This window comes from Variovorax beijingensis (assembly GCF_007828835.1).
In the GTDB taxonomy this organism is placed as follows: domain Bacteria; phylum Pseudomonadota; class Gammaproteobacteria; order Burkholderiales; family Burkholderiaceae_C; genus Variovorax; species Variovorax beijingensis_A.
Genome location: NZ_VIVL01000007.1, coordinates 269,821 through 285,552, shown reverse-complemented (window position 1 = coordinate 285,552; position 15,732 = coordinate 269,821). Strand labels below are relative to the sequence as shown.

The window sequence follows — 15,732 nt, the reverse complement described above, 5'->3', positions numbered from 1 at the left end:
AGACCCCGCCCCCTGCCCTAAAATCCCACCCCCGGCTAGATGGGCGCGCAGCGCCTGGCCGAGGTGCCACCCCCGATGAATGCTCCGACCGCGTTGACCACGCTGTTGTCGCAGGCCGCAGAGCCTGTACGACTGCGCGAGATCCCCTATAACTACACCAGCTTTTCCGATCGCGAGATCGTGATCCGCCTGTTGGGCGAGCGCGGCTGGGAACTGCTCCAGACCCTGCGCGCCGAGCGCCGCACCGGCCGATCGGCGCGCATGCTGTACGAAGTGCTCGGCGACATCTGGGTAGTGCAGCGCAACCCCTACCTCGTCGACGACCTGCTCGACAACCCGCGCCGCCGCGGCCAGCTGGTCGATGCGCTCCGGCACCGCCTGGCCGAAGTCCAGAAGCGCCGCACGCCCGACAGCGACCTGCCGCGCGACCAGCTCGTGGGCGAACTCACGGACCTCGTCGGCCAGGCCGTCGCGGCTTTCGACACCGCCTTCCGCGACGTGGCGGCCCTGCGCCGCAAGGCCACGCGCGTGCTGGGCCGCCTCACGGCCAAGGACAACATCAAGTTCGACGGCCTCTCGCGCGTCTCGCACGTCACCGACGCCACCGACTGGCGCGTGGAATACCCCTTCGTGGTGCTGTGCCCCGACACCGAGGCCGAGATGGCGCTCTTGGTCAAGGGCTGCATCGAGCTGGGCCTGACCATCATTCCGCGCGGCGGCGGCACCGGCTACACCGGCGGCGCCATCCCGCTCACCTGGAAGAGCGTGGTCATCAACACCGAGAAGCTCGAGGCCATGACCGAGGTCGAGCTGGTCCCGCTGGCCGGCCTCGACAATCCCGTGCCCACCATCTGGACCGAGGCCGGCGTCGTCACCCAGCGCGTGGCCGACGCCGCCGAGCGCGCGGGCTTCGTGTTCGCGGTCGACCCGACCTCCGCCGAGGCCTCGTGCGTCGGCGGCAACGTGGCCATGAACGCGGGCGGCAAGAAGGCCGTGCTGTGGGGCACGGCGCTCGACAACCTGGCTTCGTGGCGCATGGTCACGCCGCAGGCCGAATGGCTCGAGGTCACGCGCATCGGCCACAACCTCGGCAAGATCCACGACGCCGAGAGCGCCGTGTTCGATCTGCAGTACTACGCCGCCGACGGCAAGACGAAGCTGCGCACCGAGCGCCTGGAGATCCCCGGCCGCACCTTCCGCAAGGAAGGCCTCGGCAAGGACGTGACCGACAAGTTCCTCTCGGGCCTGCCCGGCATCCAGAAAGAGGGCTGCGACGGCCTCATCACCAGCTGCCGCTGGGTGGTGCATCGCATGCCGGCGCACACCCGCACCGTGTGCCTCGAATTCTTCGGCAACGCCAAGGACGCGGTGCCCAGCATCGTCGAGATCAAGGACTTCATGTTCGCCGAGCAGAAGCGCTCGGGCGTGCTGCTGGCCGGCCTCGAGCACCTGGACGACCGCTACCTGAAGGCCGTGGGCTACGCCACCAAGTCGAAGAAGCACGGCGGCCTGCCCAAGATGGTGCTGTTCGGCGACATCGCGGGCGACGACGCCGATGCGGTGGCGCGCGTCACCTCGGAAGTGGTGCGCATCGCCAATTCGCGCAGCGGCGAAGGCTTCGTCGCCATCAGCCCCGAGGCGCGCAAGAAATTCTGGCTCGACCGCAAGCGCACCGCGGCCATCAGCAAGCACACCAACGCCTTCAAGATCAACGAGGACGTGGTCATTCCGCTGCCGCGCATGGCCGAGTACAGCGACGGCATCGAGCGCATCAACATCGAGCTCTCGCTGCAGAACAAGCTCGCGCTCACCGACGCGCTCGAGGCCTTCCTGCTGCGCGGCAACCTGCCGCTCGGCAAGACCGACGACGCGCACGAGATCCCGGCGGCCGAGCTGCTCGAAGACCGCGTGGCGCAGGCCGTGGCGCTGGTGCAGAGCGTGCGCGCGCTCTGGGCCGAATGGCTGCGCGACGTCGATGTGCTGTTCCCGCAGCTGCAGGACCATACGTTGCGCGCCAGCTGGAAGACCCAGCTGCGCCAGCCGCTGCAGGAAATCTTCTCGGGCGCCGAGTTCACGCCGATCCTGGCCGAATGCACCGCCATCCACCAGCAGGTGCTCAAGGGCCGCGTCTGGGTGGCACTGCACATGCACGCGGGCGACGGCAACGTGCACACCAACATCCCCGTCAACAGCGACAACTACGAGATGCTGCAGACCGCGCATGCCGCGGTGGTGCGCATCATGGCGCTGGCGCGCAGCCTCGACGGCGTGATCTCGGGCGAGCACGGCATCGGCATCACCAAGCTCGAATTCCTGAGCGACGAAGAGCTTGCGCCCTTCATGGACTACAAGCGCCGCGTCGACCCCGAGGGCCGCTTCAACAAGGGCAAGCTGTTGCGCGCGCCCGCCGGCGAAGCCGCGCTGCCGCACGCCGACCTGACCAATGCCTACACGCCGAGCTTCGGCCTCATGGGGCACGAATCGCTCATCATGCAGCAGAGCGACATCGGCGCCATTGCCGACAGCGTGAAGGACTGCCTGCGCTGCGGCAAGTGCAAGCCGGTGTGCGCCACCCACGTGCCGCGCGCCAACCTGCTGTACAGCCCGCGCAACAAGATCCTCGCGACCTCGCTGCTGGTGGAAGCCTTCCTGTACGAAGAGCAGACCCGCCGCGGCATCAGCATCAAGCACTGGGAAGAGTTCGAGGACGTGGCCGACCACTGCACCGTGTGCCACAAGTGCCTCACGCCCTGCCCGGTGAAGATCGACTTCGGCGACGTGTCGATGAACATGCGCAACCTGCTGCGCAAGATGGGGCAGAAGAGCTTCCGGCCCGGCAACGCGGCCGCGATGTTCTTCCTCAACGCGACCAACCCGCAGACCATCAAGGCGGTGCGCGCGGGCATGGTGGGCATCGGCTTCAAGGCGCAGCGCCTGGCCAACGACCTGCTGCGCGGCCTCGCGAGGAAGCAGACCGCCGCGCCGCCCGCCACGCTCGGCCCGGCGCCGCTCAAGGAGCAGGTGATCCACTTCATCAACAAGAAGATGCCGGGCAACCTGCCGAAGCAGACGGCGCGCGCGCTGCTCGACATCGAGGATGCCGACTACGTGCCGATCATCCGCGACCCGAAGGCCACCACCTCGGAAACCGAGGCGGTGTTCTACTTTCCGGGCTGCGGCTCGGAGCGCCTCTTCTCGCAGGTGGGCCTCGCCACCCAGGCCATGCTCTGGCATGCGGGCGTGCAGACGGTGCTGCCGCCCGGCTATCTCTGCTGCGGCTATCCGCAGCGCGGCAGCGGCCAGTACGACAAGGCCGAAAAGATGATCACCGACAACCGCGTGCTGTTCCACCGTGTGGCCAACACGCTCAACTACCTCGACATCAAGACCGTGGTGGTGAGCTGCGGCACCTGCTACGACCAGCTGCAGGGCTACCAGTTCGACAAGATCTTCCCGGGCTGCCGCATCATCGACATCCACGAATACCTGCTCGAAAAGGGCATCACGCTGGCCGATGCGGGCGGCGGCGGCTACCTGTACCACGACCCCTGCCACAGCCCGATGAAGCTGCAGGACCCGATGAAGACCGTGAAGGCGCTGGTCGGCGACAACGTGCTCAAGAACGACCGCTGCTGCGGCGAATCGGGCACGCTGGGCGTGTCGCGGCCCGATATTTCCACGCAGATCCGCTTCCGCAAGGAAGAAGAGCTCAAGAAGGGCGAGGCCGCCTTGCGCGCGAACGGCCAGGTCGGCGAGAAGGACAACGTCAAGATCCTGACCAGCTGCCCGAGCTGCCTGCAGGGCCTCTCGCGCTACGGCAACGACCTGAACAACGGGCTGCTCGAAGCCGACTACATCGTGGTCGAGATGGCCAACAAGATCCTCGGCAAGGACTGGATGCCCGAATACGTGGCCGCCGCCAACCAGGGCGGCATCGAGCGGGTATTGGTATGAAGGTAGAAAACTGTCCCTTCTGCGAAGGCCCCGGCGGCCGCATCGTGTTCGAGGGCGCGAAGCTTCGCGTCATTCATGCCGAGGAGGCCGGCTTCCCGGCCTTCTACCGCGTGATCTGGCGCGCGCATGCGGCGGAGTTTTCCGACCTCGACGCGGCCGACCGCGTGCTGTGCATGGAGGCGGTGACGGTGGTCGAGCAGTGCCTGCGCGAGCATCTGTCGCCGGCCAAGATCAACCTTGCGGCGCTCGGCAACATGGTGCCGCACCTGCATTGGCACGTGATCGCGCGCTTTGTGGACGACACCCATTTCCCGGGCTCCGTCTGGGCGCCGGTGCAGCGCGAAGCGAATGCGGCCCGGGAAGCCGACGTGGCCGCGCACCTGCCCGCACTCGAGAGTGCGATGATGGCCCGACTGGGCACAAGGAGCTTCTGATGGCAGGTTTGCAAGCCGGCGCACCGACGCCGCAATCGATCACCGTGCACGGCCAGTCGCGCGTGCTCGAGGTCGGCTTCTCCGACGGCGCCACCTTCCGCATTCCGTTCGAGCTGATGCGCATCTATTCGCCGTCCGCCGAGGTGCAGGGCCACGGCCCGGGCCAGGAAGTGCTGCAGACCGGCAAGCGCGAGGTCGATCTGGTCGACCTGAAGCCGGTCGGCAACTACGCCGTGCAGCCGGTCTTCAGCGATGGCCACGACACCGGCATCTTCTCGTGGAACCTGCTGTACGAACTCGGCGCCAACCAGGTTGCGCTCTGGGCCGAATACGAGCGCCGGCTCGCCGCTGCGGGCGTCGACCGCGATGCGCCGATGATCGACAAGGGCGGCTCCGCCTGCGGCAGCCACTGACCCGCCAGACCCCGTCCGCTCCTGAAAAAATAGCCCCGCACGCAGGCGCGGCGCGCCTTGCCGCGGCCCGCGATTTCAAGAAAAAGCAACAAATGTCCGCCGTCGCCGCAGGGTCGCCTTCTTGAGCTGTGTGCTTCCGGCCTAATATCAGGCGCATGAGCACCACCCACTTCGGCTTCGAGAAAGTCGACGAAAGCGAGAAAGCGCAACGTGTCCGCGGCGTCTTCGATTCCGTCGCGACGCGTTACGACCTCATGAACGACCTGATGTCGATGGGGCTGCACCGCGCCTGGAAGGCCTACACCGTGATGGTGGCCAACGTGGGCGAGGGCTCGCGCGTGCTCGACATCGCAGGCGGCACCGGCGACCTCGCGCTGGCCTTCTCGAAGAAGGTGGGCGCCAGCGGCCAGGTGGTGCACACCGACATCAACGAAGCCATGCTGCGCACCGGCCGCGACCGCCTGCTCGATGCCGGCGTGGCGCTCCCCACGCTGGTGTGCGACGCCGAGAAGCTGCCGTTCCCCGACAACCACTTCGACGTCGTGACCGTGGCCTTCGGCCTGCGCAACATGACGCACAAGGACGTGGCGCTGAAGGAAATGAACCGCGTGCTCAAGCCGCGCGGCAAGCTGCTGGTGCTCGAGTTCTCGAAGGTCGCCAAGCCGCTGGCCAAGGCCTACGACTGGTATTCGTTCAACGTGCTGCCGCGCCTGGGCAAGCTGGTGGCCGGCGACGACGCGAGCTACCGCTACCTGGCCGAATCGATCCGAATGCATCCCGCGCAGGATGAACTCAAGACCCTCATGAAAGAGGGCGGTTTCGGGCATGTGGACTATCACAACATGACGGGGGGCGTGGTGGCCCTTCATGTTGGAATCAAATGTTGATGAGGCGAATTCTTCGCTCGAAAGAGGAGACGACATGAAAAGTTTGAGTTCTTTGTTCCTGGCTTGTGTGCTGGCCCTGGTCAGCGTCCAGGCAGACGCAGCTCGCATCGGCGGCGGCAAGTCGTTCGGCCGCCAGTCGTCCAACGTGACGCAGCGCGAATCCGCAGCGCCCACCGCACCCGCGCAGCAAAGCGCGACCAATGCGGCGCCGAAGCCCGCAACGCCGGCGCCCGCCGCCGCAGCGCCCAAGCGCCCCTGGGGCGCCATGCTCGGTGGCCTCGCCGCCGGCCTGGGCCTCGCGTGGCTCGCGAATTCGCTGGGCCTTGGCGCCGGCTTTGCGAACATCCTCTTGATCGGCCTGCTCGTGATGGCCGGGCTGTTCGTCTGGCGCATGTTCAAGGCCCGCTCGGCCGCATCGTCGGGCGCCGGCCGCCCGGGCGGCTTCGCGTTCGAAGGCGCCGGCAACCCGGCAAACGCCAGCGCGCCCGCGCAGTACAGCCCCGCCAACGTCGGCAACGACGCTTCGGCGCGGCCCTGGGAGCGCAACACGGCCGCCTTCGACGCCGGCTCCGCGCATGGCAGCAGCCTGTCCGCGGCAGGCGCGGCGGCCGGCGGCAGCATGATCGGCTCGGCGCTCTCGGGCTCGCAGTCGTGGGGCATTCCGGCCGGCTTCGACGTGGACGGCTTCCTGAGCGCCGCCAAGCGCAACTTCGTGACGCTGCAGGACGCATGGGACCGCGCCGACGTCGGCATGCTGCGCTCCATGATGACCGACGACATGGTCGAGGAAATCCGCAGCCAGCTGGCCGACCGTGCAAGCCACACCGGCGGCGCCTCGAACAAGACCGAGGTCGTCATGCTCGACGCCAAGCTGCTCGGCATCGAGGAACTGGCCGATGCCTACCTCGCGAGCGTGGAGTTCTCCGGCATGATCCGCGAAGATGCCTCCGCCGGCCCGGGTCCGTTCCGCGAAGTCTGGAACATGACCAAGCCCACCAGCGGCACCAGCGGCTGGCTGGTGGCGGGCGTCCAGGCCCTGCAGTAAGCACATTCGGGCGGCCGCGGGGCCGCCTGCAGAACCGATAATGGGGACATGGCCACACCATCGTCCCCATTTTCTTTTCTCGACGAGCTGTTCAATCGCATCGGCGAGCGCCTGCAGCCGCCCGCCTGGGCGGTGCACGAGATCCAGCACCGCGCGGTGCTGTTCCTGAACCATGTGCTGCAGCAGGAACCCGAGGCCCAGCAGCGGCTGCTCAGGCAGCAGGGGCGGGTGGTGCGCTTCCAGTGGCGCTTCGTGACGATGGAGATGGTGGCCACGCCGGCCGGCTTGCTCGACCTCGCGCCCGCCGGCTCGGTGCCCGAGCTCACGCTCACCGTCACGGACGAATCCCCCTTCGAACTGGCCCGCGCCACGCTGCGCGGCGGCAAGCCTTCGGTACAGATCATCGGCGACGTGCAGCTTGCCGCCGAGGTCAACTGGCTGGTGGACCACGTGCGCTGGGACGTCGAGGACGACGTCGCCCGCCTCGTGGGCGACGTGCCGGCGCACACCATTGCCAACGGCGCGCGCCGGGTCGTGGATGCGCTGCGCCAGTTCGTTGGCGGCCGCAGGCCCGGGCAGTCCGGCGGTCCGTCGACCGGCTCGGCGAGCACGGCCGAATGAGGCGCTTCTACCGCGGAATCTTCATCGTCTGGGTCGCGCTGCGCTACGGCCTGGACGAGCTCGTGCTCACGAGCTTCCAGAAACCCTGGCTGCGCGTGGTGGCGCGCGTCGTCTCCATCGGCCGCAATCTCGACGCACCGCGCGGCCAGCGGCTGCGCGAGGCGCTCGAACGCCTGGGCCCGATCTTCGTCAAGTTCGGCCAGGTGCTGTCGACCCGGCGCGACCTGCTGCCGCCCGACATCGCCGACGAGCTCGCCTTCCTGCAGGACCGCGTGCCCCCGTTCCCCTCGTCGGTGGCCATCGCCACCATCGAGCGCGCGTTCCGCCGGCCGGTGGGCGACGTGTTCGTGCAGTTCGACGAGACGCCGATCGCCAGCGCGTCGATCGCCCAGGTCCACTTTGCGACCATCCGCACCGATGAGGGCGAGGTGCGCGAAGTCGCGGTGAAGGTGCTGCGCCCCAGCATGCGCGGCGTGATCGAGAAAGACCTGGCGCTCATGGCCATGATGGCCGGCTGGGTCGAGAAGCTCTCGCCCGACGGCAAGCGCCTGAAGCCGCGCGAAGTGGTGGGCGAGTTCGACAAGTACCTGCACGACGAACTCGACCTGGTGCGCGAGGCGGCCAACGCGGCCCAGCTGCGCCGCAACATGGCCGAGCTCGACCTGGTGCTGATCCCCGAGATGTTCTGGGACTTCTGCCACCCCGAGGTGATCGTGATGGAGCGCATGGACGGCGTGCCCATCGCCCAGCTCGACCGCCTGCGCGCGGCCGGCGTCGACATTCCCAAGCTGGCGCGCGACGGCGTCACGATCTTCTTCACCCAGGTGTTCCGCGACGGCTTCTTCCATGCCGACATGCACCCGGGCAACATCCAGGTGAGCCTGGCGCCGGAGACCTTCGGGCGCTACATCTCGCTCGACTTCGGCATCATCGGCACGCTGACCGAGTCGGACAAGGAATACCTGGCGCAGAACTTCGTGGCCTTCTTCCGGCGCGACTACAAGCGCGTGGCCGAGCTGCACCTGGAGAGCGGCTGGGTGCCCGAGGGCACCCGCATCGACGAGCTCGAAGGCGCGATCCGCACCGTCTGCGAGCCGTACTTCGACCGGCCGCTGAAGGAGATCTCGCTCGGCATGGTGCTGATGCGCCTGTTCCAGACCTCGCGCCGCTTCCACGTCGAGATCCAGCCACAGCTGGTGCTGCTGCAGAAGACCCTGCTCAACATCGAGGGCCTGGGCCGCCAGCTCGACCCCGAACTCGACCTCTGGCACACCGCCAAGCCCTTCCTCGAGAAGTGGATGGTCGACCAGATCGGGCCGAAGAAGCTGTTCCAGCAGCTCAAGGCCGAAGCGCCGCGCTATGCAAAACTGCTGCCCCAATTGCCGCGCCTGCTGCACGATTTCCTTGAAAATCGGCCCGCCGACCACCGCCGCGAGCTGCTGGAACTGCTGGCCGCCCAGAAGCGCACCAACCGGCTGCTGCAGACCATCATCTACGGTGGCATAGGATTTGTATTGGGGTTGCTCGCCATGCAAGTGCTGGTGCGCGTGAAATTGTTCTAGAGGAGTGTCCCCGTGCTGCTGACGCTGGTTGTCGTTTATCTGCTGGTCACCATCGCGATCGGCCTGTACGCCGCCAAGCGGGTGAAGAACACCACCGACTTCGCCATCGCCGGGCGGCACCTGCCGCTCTACATGATCGTGACGACCACCTTCGCGACCTGGTTCGGCTCCGAAACGGTGCTCGGCATTCCGGCCAAGTTCATCGAAGGCGGCCTGAACGGGGTCATCGAAGACCCGTTCGGCGCCGGCACCTGCCTGATCCTGGTGGGCCTGTTCTTCGCGGGCAAGCTCTACCGCATGACGCTCCTGACCATCAGCGACTACTACCGCGAGCGCTACGGCCGCGGCGTCGAGGTGGCCTGTTCGCTCATCATCATGCTGAGCTACCTGGGCTGGGTGTCGGCGCAGGTCACGGCGCTGGGGTTGGTGTTCAACGTGCTTTCGGCCGGCGCTATCTCCATCCCCGCGGGCATGGTGATCGGCGTGGTCTCGATCCTGGCCTACACGCTGTTCGGCGGCATGTGGTCGGTGGCCGTGACCGATTTCATCCAGATGATCATCCTCGTGGCGGGGCTGGCCGGCATTGCGGTGTTTGCCGGCAACCTGGCCGGCGGCGCCGACAAGGTGGTGGCTTTCGCGGTCAGCAAGGAGCTCTTCAAGTTCTGGCCCGAGCCCAACTGGCACGACATGGTGTTCTTCTTTGCCGCGGCCATCACGATGATGCTGGGCTCCATTCCGCAGCAGGACGTGTTCCAGCGTGTGATGTCGGCCAACAGCGTCAAGGCCGCCACCCGCGGTCCGGTGATCGGCGGCGTGGCCTACATCCTGTTCGCCTTCGTGCCGATGTTCCTGGTGGCGAGCGCGCTGCTGATCATGCCGGAGCAGACCGCCGCGCTGCTGAAGGAAGATCCGCAGAAGGTGCTGCCCACGCTGGTGCTCGAGAAAATGCCCTTCGTGATGCAGGTGCTGTTCTTCGGCGCGCTGCTGTCGGCCATCAAGTCGACCGCCTCGGCCACGCTGCTCGCGCCGAGCGTCACATTCACCGAGAACATCTGGCGCCAGTTCCGGCCCGCGGGCACCGACCGCCAGAACCTCATGACCATGCGCATCACGGTGCTGGTCTTCAGTGCGGCCGTGCTGGCCTATGCCATCCGCATGCAGGGCACCCCCATCTACGAACTGGTGTCGGGCGCCTACCAGGTGCCGCTGGTCGGCGCCTTCGTGCCGCTGGTGTGCGGGCTCTACTGGCGCCGCGCTACCACGCAGGGCGCGCTGGCCTCCATTGTGCTGGGCATCGGCACCTGGCTGCTGTTCCTGGCCATGCCCTGGGGCCGCGAATTCCCGGCCCAGCTGGCCGGTGTGCTGGCCTCCTTTGCCGGCCTGGTGGCCGGATCGCTGGCGCCCCAATGGGTCGCCAACACCCGCACGCCGCACCGGATGCTGGCTGTCTAGGGCGTCCCCCCCGAAGCGCGGGGGCGCCCTTATAATCGAGGGCTTTGCGAGCGGTCCCTGCGTCATTTTTGCGCCGCTTTTTCACTCAATTCCATGCCCATCTACGCCTACAAGTGCAGCGCCTGCGGCTTCGCCAAGGACGCCCTGCAGAAAATGTCCGATGCACCCCTCACGGTGTGTCCGGCGTGCGGCGCAAGTGCATTCGAGAAGCAAGTCACCGCCGCCGGTTTCCAGCTCAAGGGTTCCGGCTGGTACGTGACCGATTTCCGCGATGGCGGCGGCAAGAAGGCCGAGCCTGCAACCGCGGCCAAGAACGGCGACGCCGCCGCCGCTCCGGCCGCCAGCACCGCGGAAGCTTCCAGCCCAGCGCCCGCCGCCGCCCCCGCCCCCGCCCCCAGCCCGGCCCCCGCGCCGGTTGCCGCCGCCAAGAGCGACTGAGAAGCCATCCATGCTCGCCCTGCGCAAATGGCTGTTCTCCGGCTTGCTGGTGATCGTTCCGCTGTTCATCACCCTGGCGGTGCTGAAGTGGATCATCGACACGCTGGACCAGACGCTCTGGGTGCTGCCTTCGGTCTGGCAGAAGTGGCTGTACGACAACAACGTGCGCGGGCTCGGCGTGCTGCTCACGCTGGCCATCCTGCTGGGCGTGGGCGCCATTGCGAGCAATTTCGTGGGCAAGCGCCTGCTCGGATGGGGCGACGCCGTGGTGCGGCGCATCCCGGTCGTGCGCTCGATCTACTCCAGCGTCAAGCAGGTGTCCGACACGCTGTTCTCCGAGAATGGCAACGCCTTCCGCACCGCGGTGCTGGTGCAGTGGCCCCGCGAGGGAGTCTGGACCATCGCCTTCGTGACCGGCATGCCCGGCGGCGACGTGGTCGAGCACCTGGGCGGTGGCGACTACCTCAGCGTCTACGTGCCGACCACGCCCAATCCCACGGGCGGCTATTTCGTGATGCTCAGGCGCAGCGACTGCATCGAACTCAAGATGAGCGTGGATGAAGCGCTCAAGTACATCGTCTCGATGGGGGTGGTCGTCCCCGGCGGCCCGTCCTCCCTCGCGAACAAGTAAAAAACGCGCCCCCGCGGCGCCGGAATCCAAGATATGGCCATGCGTACTCACTATTGCGGTCTCGTGACCGAAGCCCTGATGGGCCAAACCGTCACCCTGTGCGGCTGGGTCAACCGCCGCCGCGACCATGGCGGCGTGATCTTCATCGACGTGCGCGACCGCGAAGGCTACGTGCAGGTGGTGTGCGACCCCGACCGCGCCGCCACCTTCGCCGTGGCCGAGAACCTGCGCAACGAGTTCTGCGTGCAGATCACCGGCCTGGTGCGTTCGCGCCCCGAAGGCACCACCAACGACCACCTCAAGAGCGGCAAGATCGAAGTGCTGTGCCATGAGCTCAAGGTGCTGAACCCCTCGGTCACGCCGCCGTTCCTGCTGGACGACGACAACCTGTCCGAAACCACGCGCCTCACGCACCGCGTGCTCGACCTGCGCCGCCCGGCCATGCAGCGCAACATGATGCTGCGCTACAAGGTGACGATGGAAACGCGCAAGTTCCTCGACGCCAACGGTTTCATCGACATCGAGACCCCGATGCTCGGCAAGTCCACGCCCGAAGGCGCACGCGACTACCTGGTGCCCAGCCGCGTGCACGACGGCAGCTTCTTCGCGCTGCCGCAGTCGCCCCAGCTCTTCAAGCAATTGCTGATGGTGGCCGGCTACGACCGCTACTACCAGATCGTGAAGTGCTTCCGCGACGAAGACCTGCGCGCCGACCGCCAGCCCGAATTCACGCAGATCGACATCGAGACCTCGTTCCTCGCCGAGGAAGAGATCCGCGAGATGTTCGAGGGCATGATCCGCAACGTGTTCCGCAACGCCGCGGGCATCGACCTGCCGGTGTTCCCGACCATGACCTACGGCGACGCGATGTTCAAGTACGGCTCGGACAAGCCCGACCTGCGCGTGAAGCTCGAGTTCACCGAGCTCACCGAGCTCATGAAGCGCGTCGAGTTCAAGGTGTTCTCGAACGCCGCCACCATGAAGGGCGGCCGCGTGGTCGCACTGCGCGTGCCGGGCGGCGGCGCCGAGGGCGGCCTTTCGCGCGGCGAGATCGACGCCTACCAGGAGTTCGTCAAGATCTACGGCGCCAAGGGCCTGGCCTACATCAAGGTCAACGACGCCGCGGCCGGCCGCGAAGGCCTGCAGAGCCCGATCGTCAAGAACCTCGACGACGCCTCGCTGGCCGAGATCATCGCCCGCACGGGTGCGCGCAACGGCGACATCCTGTTCTTCGGCGCCGACAAGGAAAAGATCGTCAACGACGCGATCGGCGCGCTGCGCGTGAAGATCGGCCACAGCGCCTTCGGCAAGAAGGCCGGCCTGTTCGACGACCGCTGGGCACCGCTGTGGGTGGTGGACTTCCCGATGTTCGAGTTCGACGAGGAAGGCCAGCGCTGGAGCGCCGTGCACCATCCGTTCACCGCACCGAAGGACGGCCATGAAGACCTCATGGACACGGCTCCCGAGAAGTGCATCGCCAAGGCCTACGACATGGTGCTCAACGGCATCGAGATGGGCGGCGGCTCGGTGCGTATCCACCGCGAGGAAGTGCAGAGCAAGGTGTTCCGCGCGCTCAAGATCAGCGCCGAGGACGCGCAGCTCAAGTTCGGCTTCCTGCTCGACGCGCTGCAGTACGGCGCGCCGCCGCACGGCGGCATCGCCATCGGCCTGGACCGCCTGGTCATGCTCATGACCGGTGCCGAGTCGATCCGCGACGTGATCGCCTTCCCCAAGACCCAGCGCGCGCAGGACCTGCTCACGCAGGCGCCGAGCCCGGTCGACGAGAAGCAGCTGCGCGAGCTGCACATCCGGCTGCGCAACGTCCAGCAACCCGCGTGATGCGCCCATGACCGCCAGCGCCCGGCCCTGGAAGATTCCGGAGTCGGTGCTGGTCGTCATCCATACGCGGGCGCTCGATGTGCTGCTGATCCGCCGCGCCGACGCCGAGGACTTCTGGCAGTCGGTCACCGGCAGCAAGGACCTGGCCGACGAGCCGCTGGCGCTCACCGCCGCGCGCGAGGTGGCCGAGGAAACCGGCATCCAGTGCGGGGAGGGCAGCCCGCTCGCATCGCAGCTGGTCGACTGGCGGCTGCGCAACGTCTACGAGATCTATCCGCGCTGGCGCTCGCGCTATGCGCCCGGCGTGACGCACAACACCGAGCACCTGTTCGGGCTGTGCGTGCCCGAGCGCGTGGTGCCCACGCTGGCGCCGCGCGAGCACACCCACTGGAAGTGGCTGCCCTACCGCGAGGCGGCCGATGCGTGTTTTTCCCCATCCAACGCCGAAGCCATTCTGTTGCTGCCAGAATTTGTGCGATGAACCTGCCGGCATACAACCTCCGGGTGGCCACCTACAACATCCACAAGGGTGTGCAGGGCATCGGGCTGGCCCGGCGACTGGAAATCCACAACCTGGGGCATGCCATCGAGCAGCTCGATGCCGACATCGTCTGCCTGCAGGAGGTGCGCAAGATGAACCGGCAGGCCGCGCTTCGCTTCGAGCGCTGGCCCGAGCTTCCGCAGGCCGACTTCCTCGCGCCCGAGGGCTACACCGCCGTCTACGAGACCAACGCCATCACGCGCCACGGCGAGCACGGCAATGCGTTGCTCACCCGCTGGCCGGTGATCCGCACCGGCCACCAGGACATTTCCGACCACCGCTTCGAGCAGCGCGGCCTGCTGCACGTCGTCATCGAGGTGGAGGGGCGGCCGGTGCATGCCATCGTGGTGCACCTGGGGCTCATCAAGGGCAGCCGCGTGCGGCAGGTGGCGCGGCTGCGCGAATTCATTGACCGCGAGGTGCCGTCCGGCGAGGCGGTCGTCGTCGCGGGCGACTTCAACGACTGGGGCGCGCGCATGCGCTACGCCATGAACGCGATGGGCCTGCGCGACACCAGCGACCTGCGCGGGCCGCGAACCCTCACTTACCCTTCGCGCCTGCCAGTGGCGCAGCTCGATTTCGTCTACGGGCGCCAGCTCGAGCCGGTGGCCTGCTCGGTGCCGCGCGGCCCGATCTGGGCGCGGATGTCCGACCACCTGCCGCTGGTGGCCGATTTTGCGATGGCATGAACGGCGCCGGCGCGGTGTTCCCCGCCGGCCCCGGCCGGAATGCGTTCGCTGATACCATGCGCGGATGCTGAGGAAAACCGACGTGGAACCGCGCCCTGACGGCAACAACGACGACGAGGGTACGCCCGTCTCGGTGAAGATCCGCGAGCGCCTGACGGCCGCGCGCAGGCGCTTCAATGCCAACGACAACATTGCCGAGTTCATCGAACCCGGCGAGCTCGAGTCGCTGCTCGACGAGGTCGAGATCAAGATGAAGGGCGTGCTCGAAAGCCTGGTGATCGACCTCGAGAACGACCACAACACCGGCAACACCGCGCGCCGCGTGGCCAAGATGTACCTGAACGAAGTGTTCAAGGGCCGCTACGTGGCGCCGCCCTCGCTCACCGAATTCCCGAACGCCGAGCACCTGAACGAGCTGATGATCGTCGGCCCGATCACCGTGCGCAGCGCCTGCTCGCACCACTTCTGCCCGATCATCGGCAAGCTGTGGATCGGCATCATGCCCAACGAGCACACCAACGTCATCGGCCTGTCGAAGTACGCGCGCCTGGCCGAATGGGTGATGGGCCGCCCGCAAATCCAGGAAGAGGCCGTGGTGCAGCTGGCCGACCTCATTCAGGAAAAGACACAGCCCGACGGCCTTGCGCTCGTGATGGAAGCCGAGCATTTCTGCATGGCCTGGCGCGGCGTGAAGGAAATGGACAGCAAGATGATCAACTCCGTCATGCGCGGCGTGTTCCTGAAGGACCCGAGCCTGCGGCGCGAATTCCTTTCCCTGCTGCCACGAAGGAGCTGAACATGCTGGTCCGACTTCTCTACGCCAGCCGCGCGGTCGATACCAGCCCCGAGGCCATCGAAGCCATCCTCGCGCAATCGCGCACGCACAACCCGGCCTGCGGCATCACCGGCATTCTTTGCTACGGCGCGGGCACTTTCCTGCAGGCCATCGAGGGCGGGCGCATGGCCATCAGCGAGCTGTACGGTCACATCCAGCGCGATGCACGCCACAAGGACGTGGTGCTGCTGCACTACGAGGAAATCTCCGAGCGCCGCTTCGGCGGCTGGACCATGGGGCAGGTCAACCTCTCGAAGCTCAATGCCTCGACGCTGCTCAAGTATTCGGAAAAGCCCGAGCTCAATCCTTACGCAGTGTCGGGCAAGGTCTCGCTGGCATTGCTCGAGGAGCTGATGGCCACCGCGGCCATCGTCGGGCGCCACTGAACCCC

The 15,732-nt window shown here is 67.0% G+C and carries 15 protein-coding genes; all 15 read left to right on the top strand.

What is annotated here, in order from left to right; translation table 11 throughout:
• The first annotated feature begins 75 nt into the window (after positions 1-75).
• The 15 genes from FB547_RS21330 to FB547_RS21260 all read left to right on the top strand — a co-directional run bounded on the left by FB547_RS21330 (position 76) and on the right by FB547_RS21260 (position 15,727).
• Positions 76-3,954, top strand: a complete 3,879-nt coding sequence (locus tag FB547_RS21330) for a DUF3683 domain-containing protein (RefSeq protein WP_145745683.1) — start codon at positions 76-78, stop codon at positions 3,952-3,954.
• On the top strand, positions 3,951-4,388 hold the full coding sequence (locus tag FB547_RS21325) for an HIT family protein (protein ID WP_145745682.1): 438 nt from the start codon (positions 3,951-3,953) through the stop codon (positions 4,386-4,388). The genes FB547_RS21330 and FB547_RS21325 overlap by 4 nt, the downstream gene beginning before the upstream one ends.
• Complete coding sequence (locus FB547_RS21320) at positions 4,388-4,801, top strand: gamma-butyrobetaine hydroxylase-like domain-containing protein (RefSeq protein WP_145745681.1); 414 nt, start codon at positions 4,388-4,390, stop codon at positions 4,799-4,801. Before FB547_RS21325 ends, FB547_RS21320 begins: the two co-directional genes overlap by 1 nt.
• Before the next feature lie 155 nt (positions 4,802-4,956).
• Positions 4,957-5,688 carry a bifunctional demethylmenaquinone methyltransferase/2-methoxy-6-polyprenyl-1,4-benzoquinol methylase UbiE gene (gene ubiE, locus FB547_RS21315; RefSeq protein ID WP_124956674.1) on the top strand — a complete coding sequence of 244 codons (732 nt, stop codon included), beginning with the start codon at positions 4,957-4,959 and terminating at the stop codon, positions 5,686-5,688.
• Positions 5,689-5,722: 34 nt separating this feature from the next.
• Positions 5,723-6,733, top strand: coding sequence for a Tim44 domain-containing protein (locus FB547_RS21310; protein ID WP_145745680.1), 1,011 nt, complete (start codon positions 5,723-5,725; stop codon positions 6,731-6,733).
• Positions 6,734-6,781: 48 nt separating this feature from the next.
• Complete coding sequence (locus FB547_RS21305) at positions 6,782-7,354, top strand: hypothetical protein (RefSeq protein ID WP_145745679.1); 573 nt, start codon at positions 6,782-6,784, stop codon at positions 7,352-7,354.
• A complete protein-coding gene (gene ubiB / locus FB547_RS21300; RefSeq protein ID WP_145745678.1) occupies positions 7,351-8,916 on the top strand; it encodes a ubiquinone biosynthesis regulatory protein kinase UbiB in 1,566 nt (521 codons plus the stop codon). Before FB547_RS21305 ends, ubiB begins: the two co-directional genes overlap by 4 nt.
• Positions 8,917-8,928: 12 nt before the next feature.
• Positions 8,929-10,368, top strand: coding sequence for a sodium:solute symporter family protein (locus FB547_RS21295; protein WP_145745677.1), 1,440 nt, complete (start codon positions 8,929-8,931; stop codon positions 10,366-10,368).
• Between the two features lie 93 nt (positions 10,369-10,461).
• Positions 10,462-10,806: an FmdB family zinc ribbon protein gene (locus FB547_RS21290; protein ID WP_145745676.1), complete on the top strand. Its 345-nt coding sequence runs from the start codon at positions 10,462-10,464 to the stop codon at positions 10,804-10,806.
• A gap of 10 nt (positions 10,807-10,816) precedes the next feature.
• Positions 10,817-11,437 carry a DUF502 domain-containing protein gene (locus tag FB547_RS21285; protein WP_145745675.1) on the top strand — a complete coding sequence of 207 codons (621 nt, stop codon included), beginning with the start codon at positions 10,817-10,819 and terminating at the stop codon, positions 11,435-11,437.
• A 33-nt stretch (positions 11,438-11,470) separates the two neighbouring features.
• Positions 11,471-13,276 carry an aspartate--tRNA ligase gene (aspS, locus tag FB547_RS21280; RefSeq protein ID WP_145745674.1) on the top strand — a complete coding sequence of 602 codons (1,806 nt, stop codon included), beginning with the start codon at positions 11,471-11,473 and terminating at the stop codon, positions 13,274-13,276.
• A gap of 7 nt (positions 13,277-13,283) precedes the next feature.
• Positions 13,284-13,757, top strand: coding sequence for a dihydroneopterin triphosphate diphosphatase (gene nudB / locus FB547_RS21275; protein ID WP_145745673.1), 474 nt, complete (start codon positions 13,284-13,286; stop codon positions 13,755-13,757).
• Positions 13,754-14,506 (top strand): endonuclease/exonuclease/phosphatase family protein, encoded by a 753-nt coding sequence (locus tag FB547_RS21270; protein ID WP_145745672.1) that lies wholly within the window; start codon positions 13,754-13,756, stop codon positions 14,504-14,506. Before nudB ends, FB547_RS21270 begins: the two co-directional genes overlap by 4 nt.
• Before the next feature lie 64 nt (positions 14,507-14,570).
• Entirely contained in the window at positions 14,571-15,302 is a 732-nt protein-coding gene (gene folE / locus FB547_RS21265; protein WP_145745671.1) for a GTP cyclohydrolase I, read from the top strand.
• A gap of 2 nt (positions 15,303-15,304) precedes the next feature.
• Positions 15,305-15,727, top strand: a complete 423-nt coding sequence (locus FB547_RS21260; RefSeq protein ID WP_145745670.1) for a BLUF domain-containing protein — start codon at positions 15,305-15,307, stop codon at positions 15,725-15,727.
• Positions 15,728-15,732: the final 5 nt, after the last annotated feature.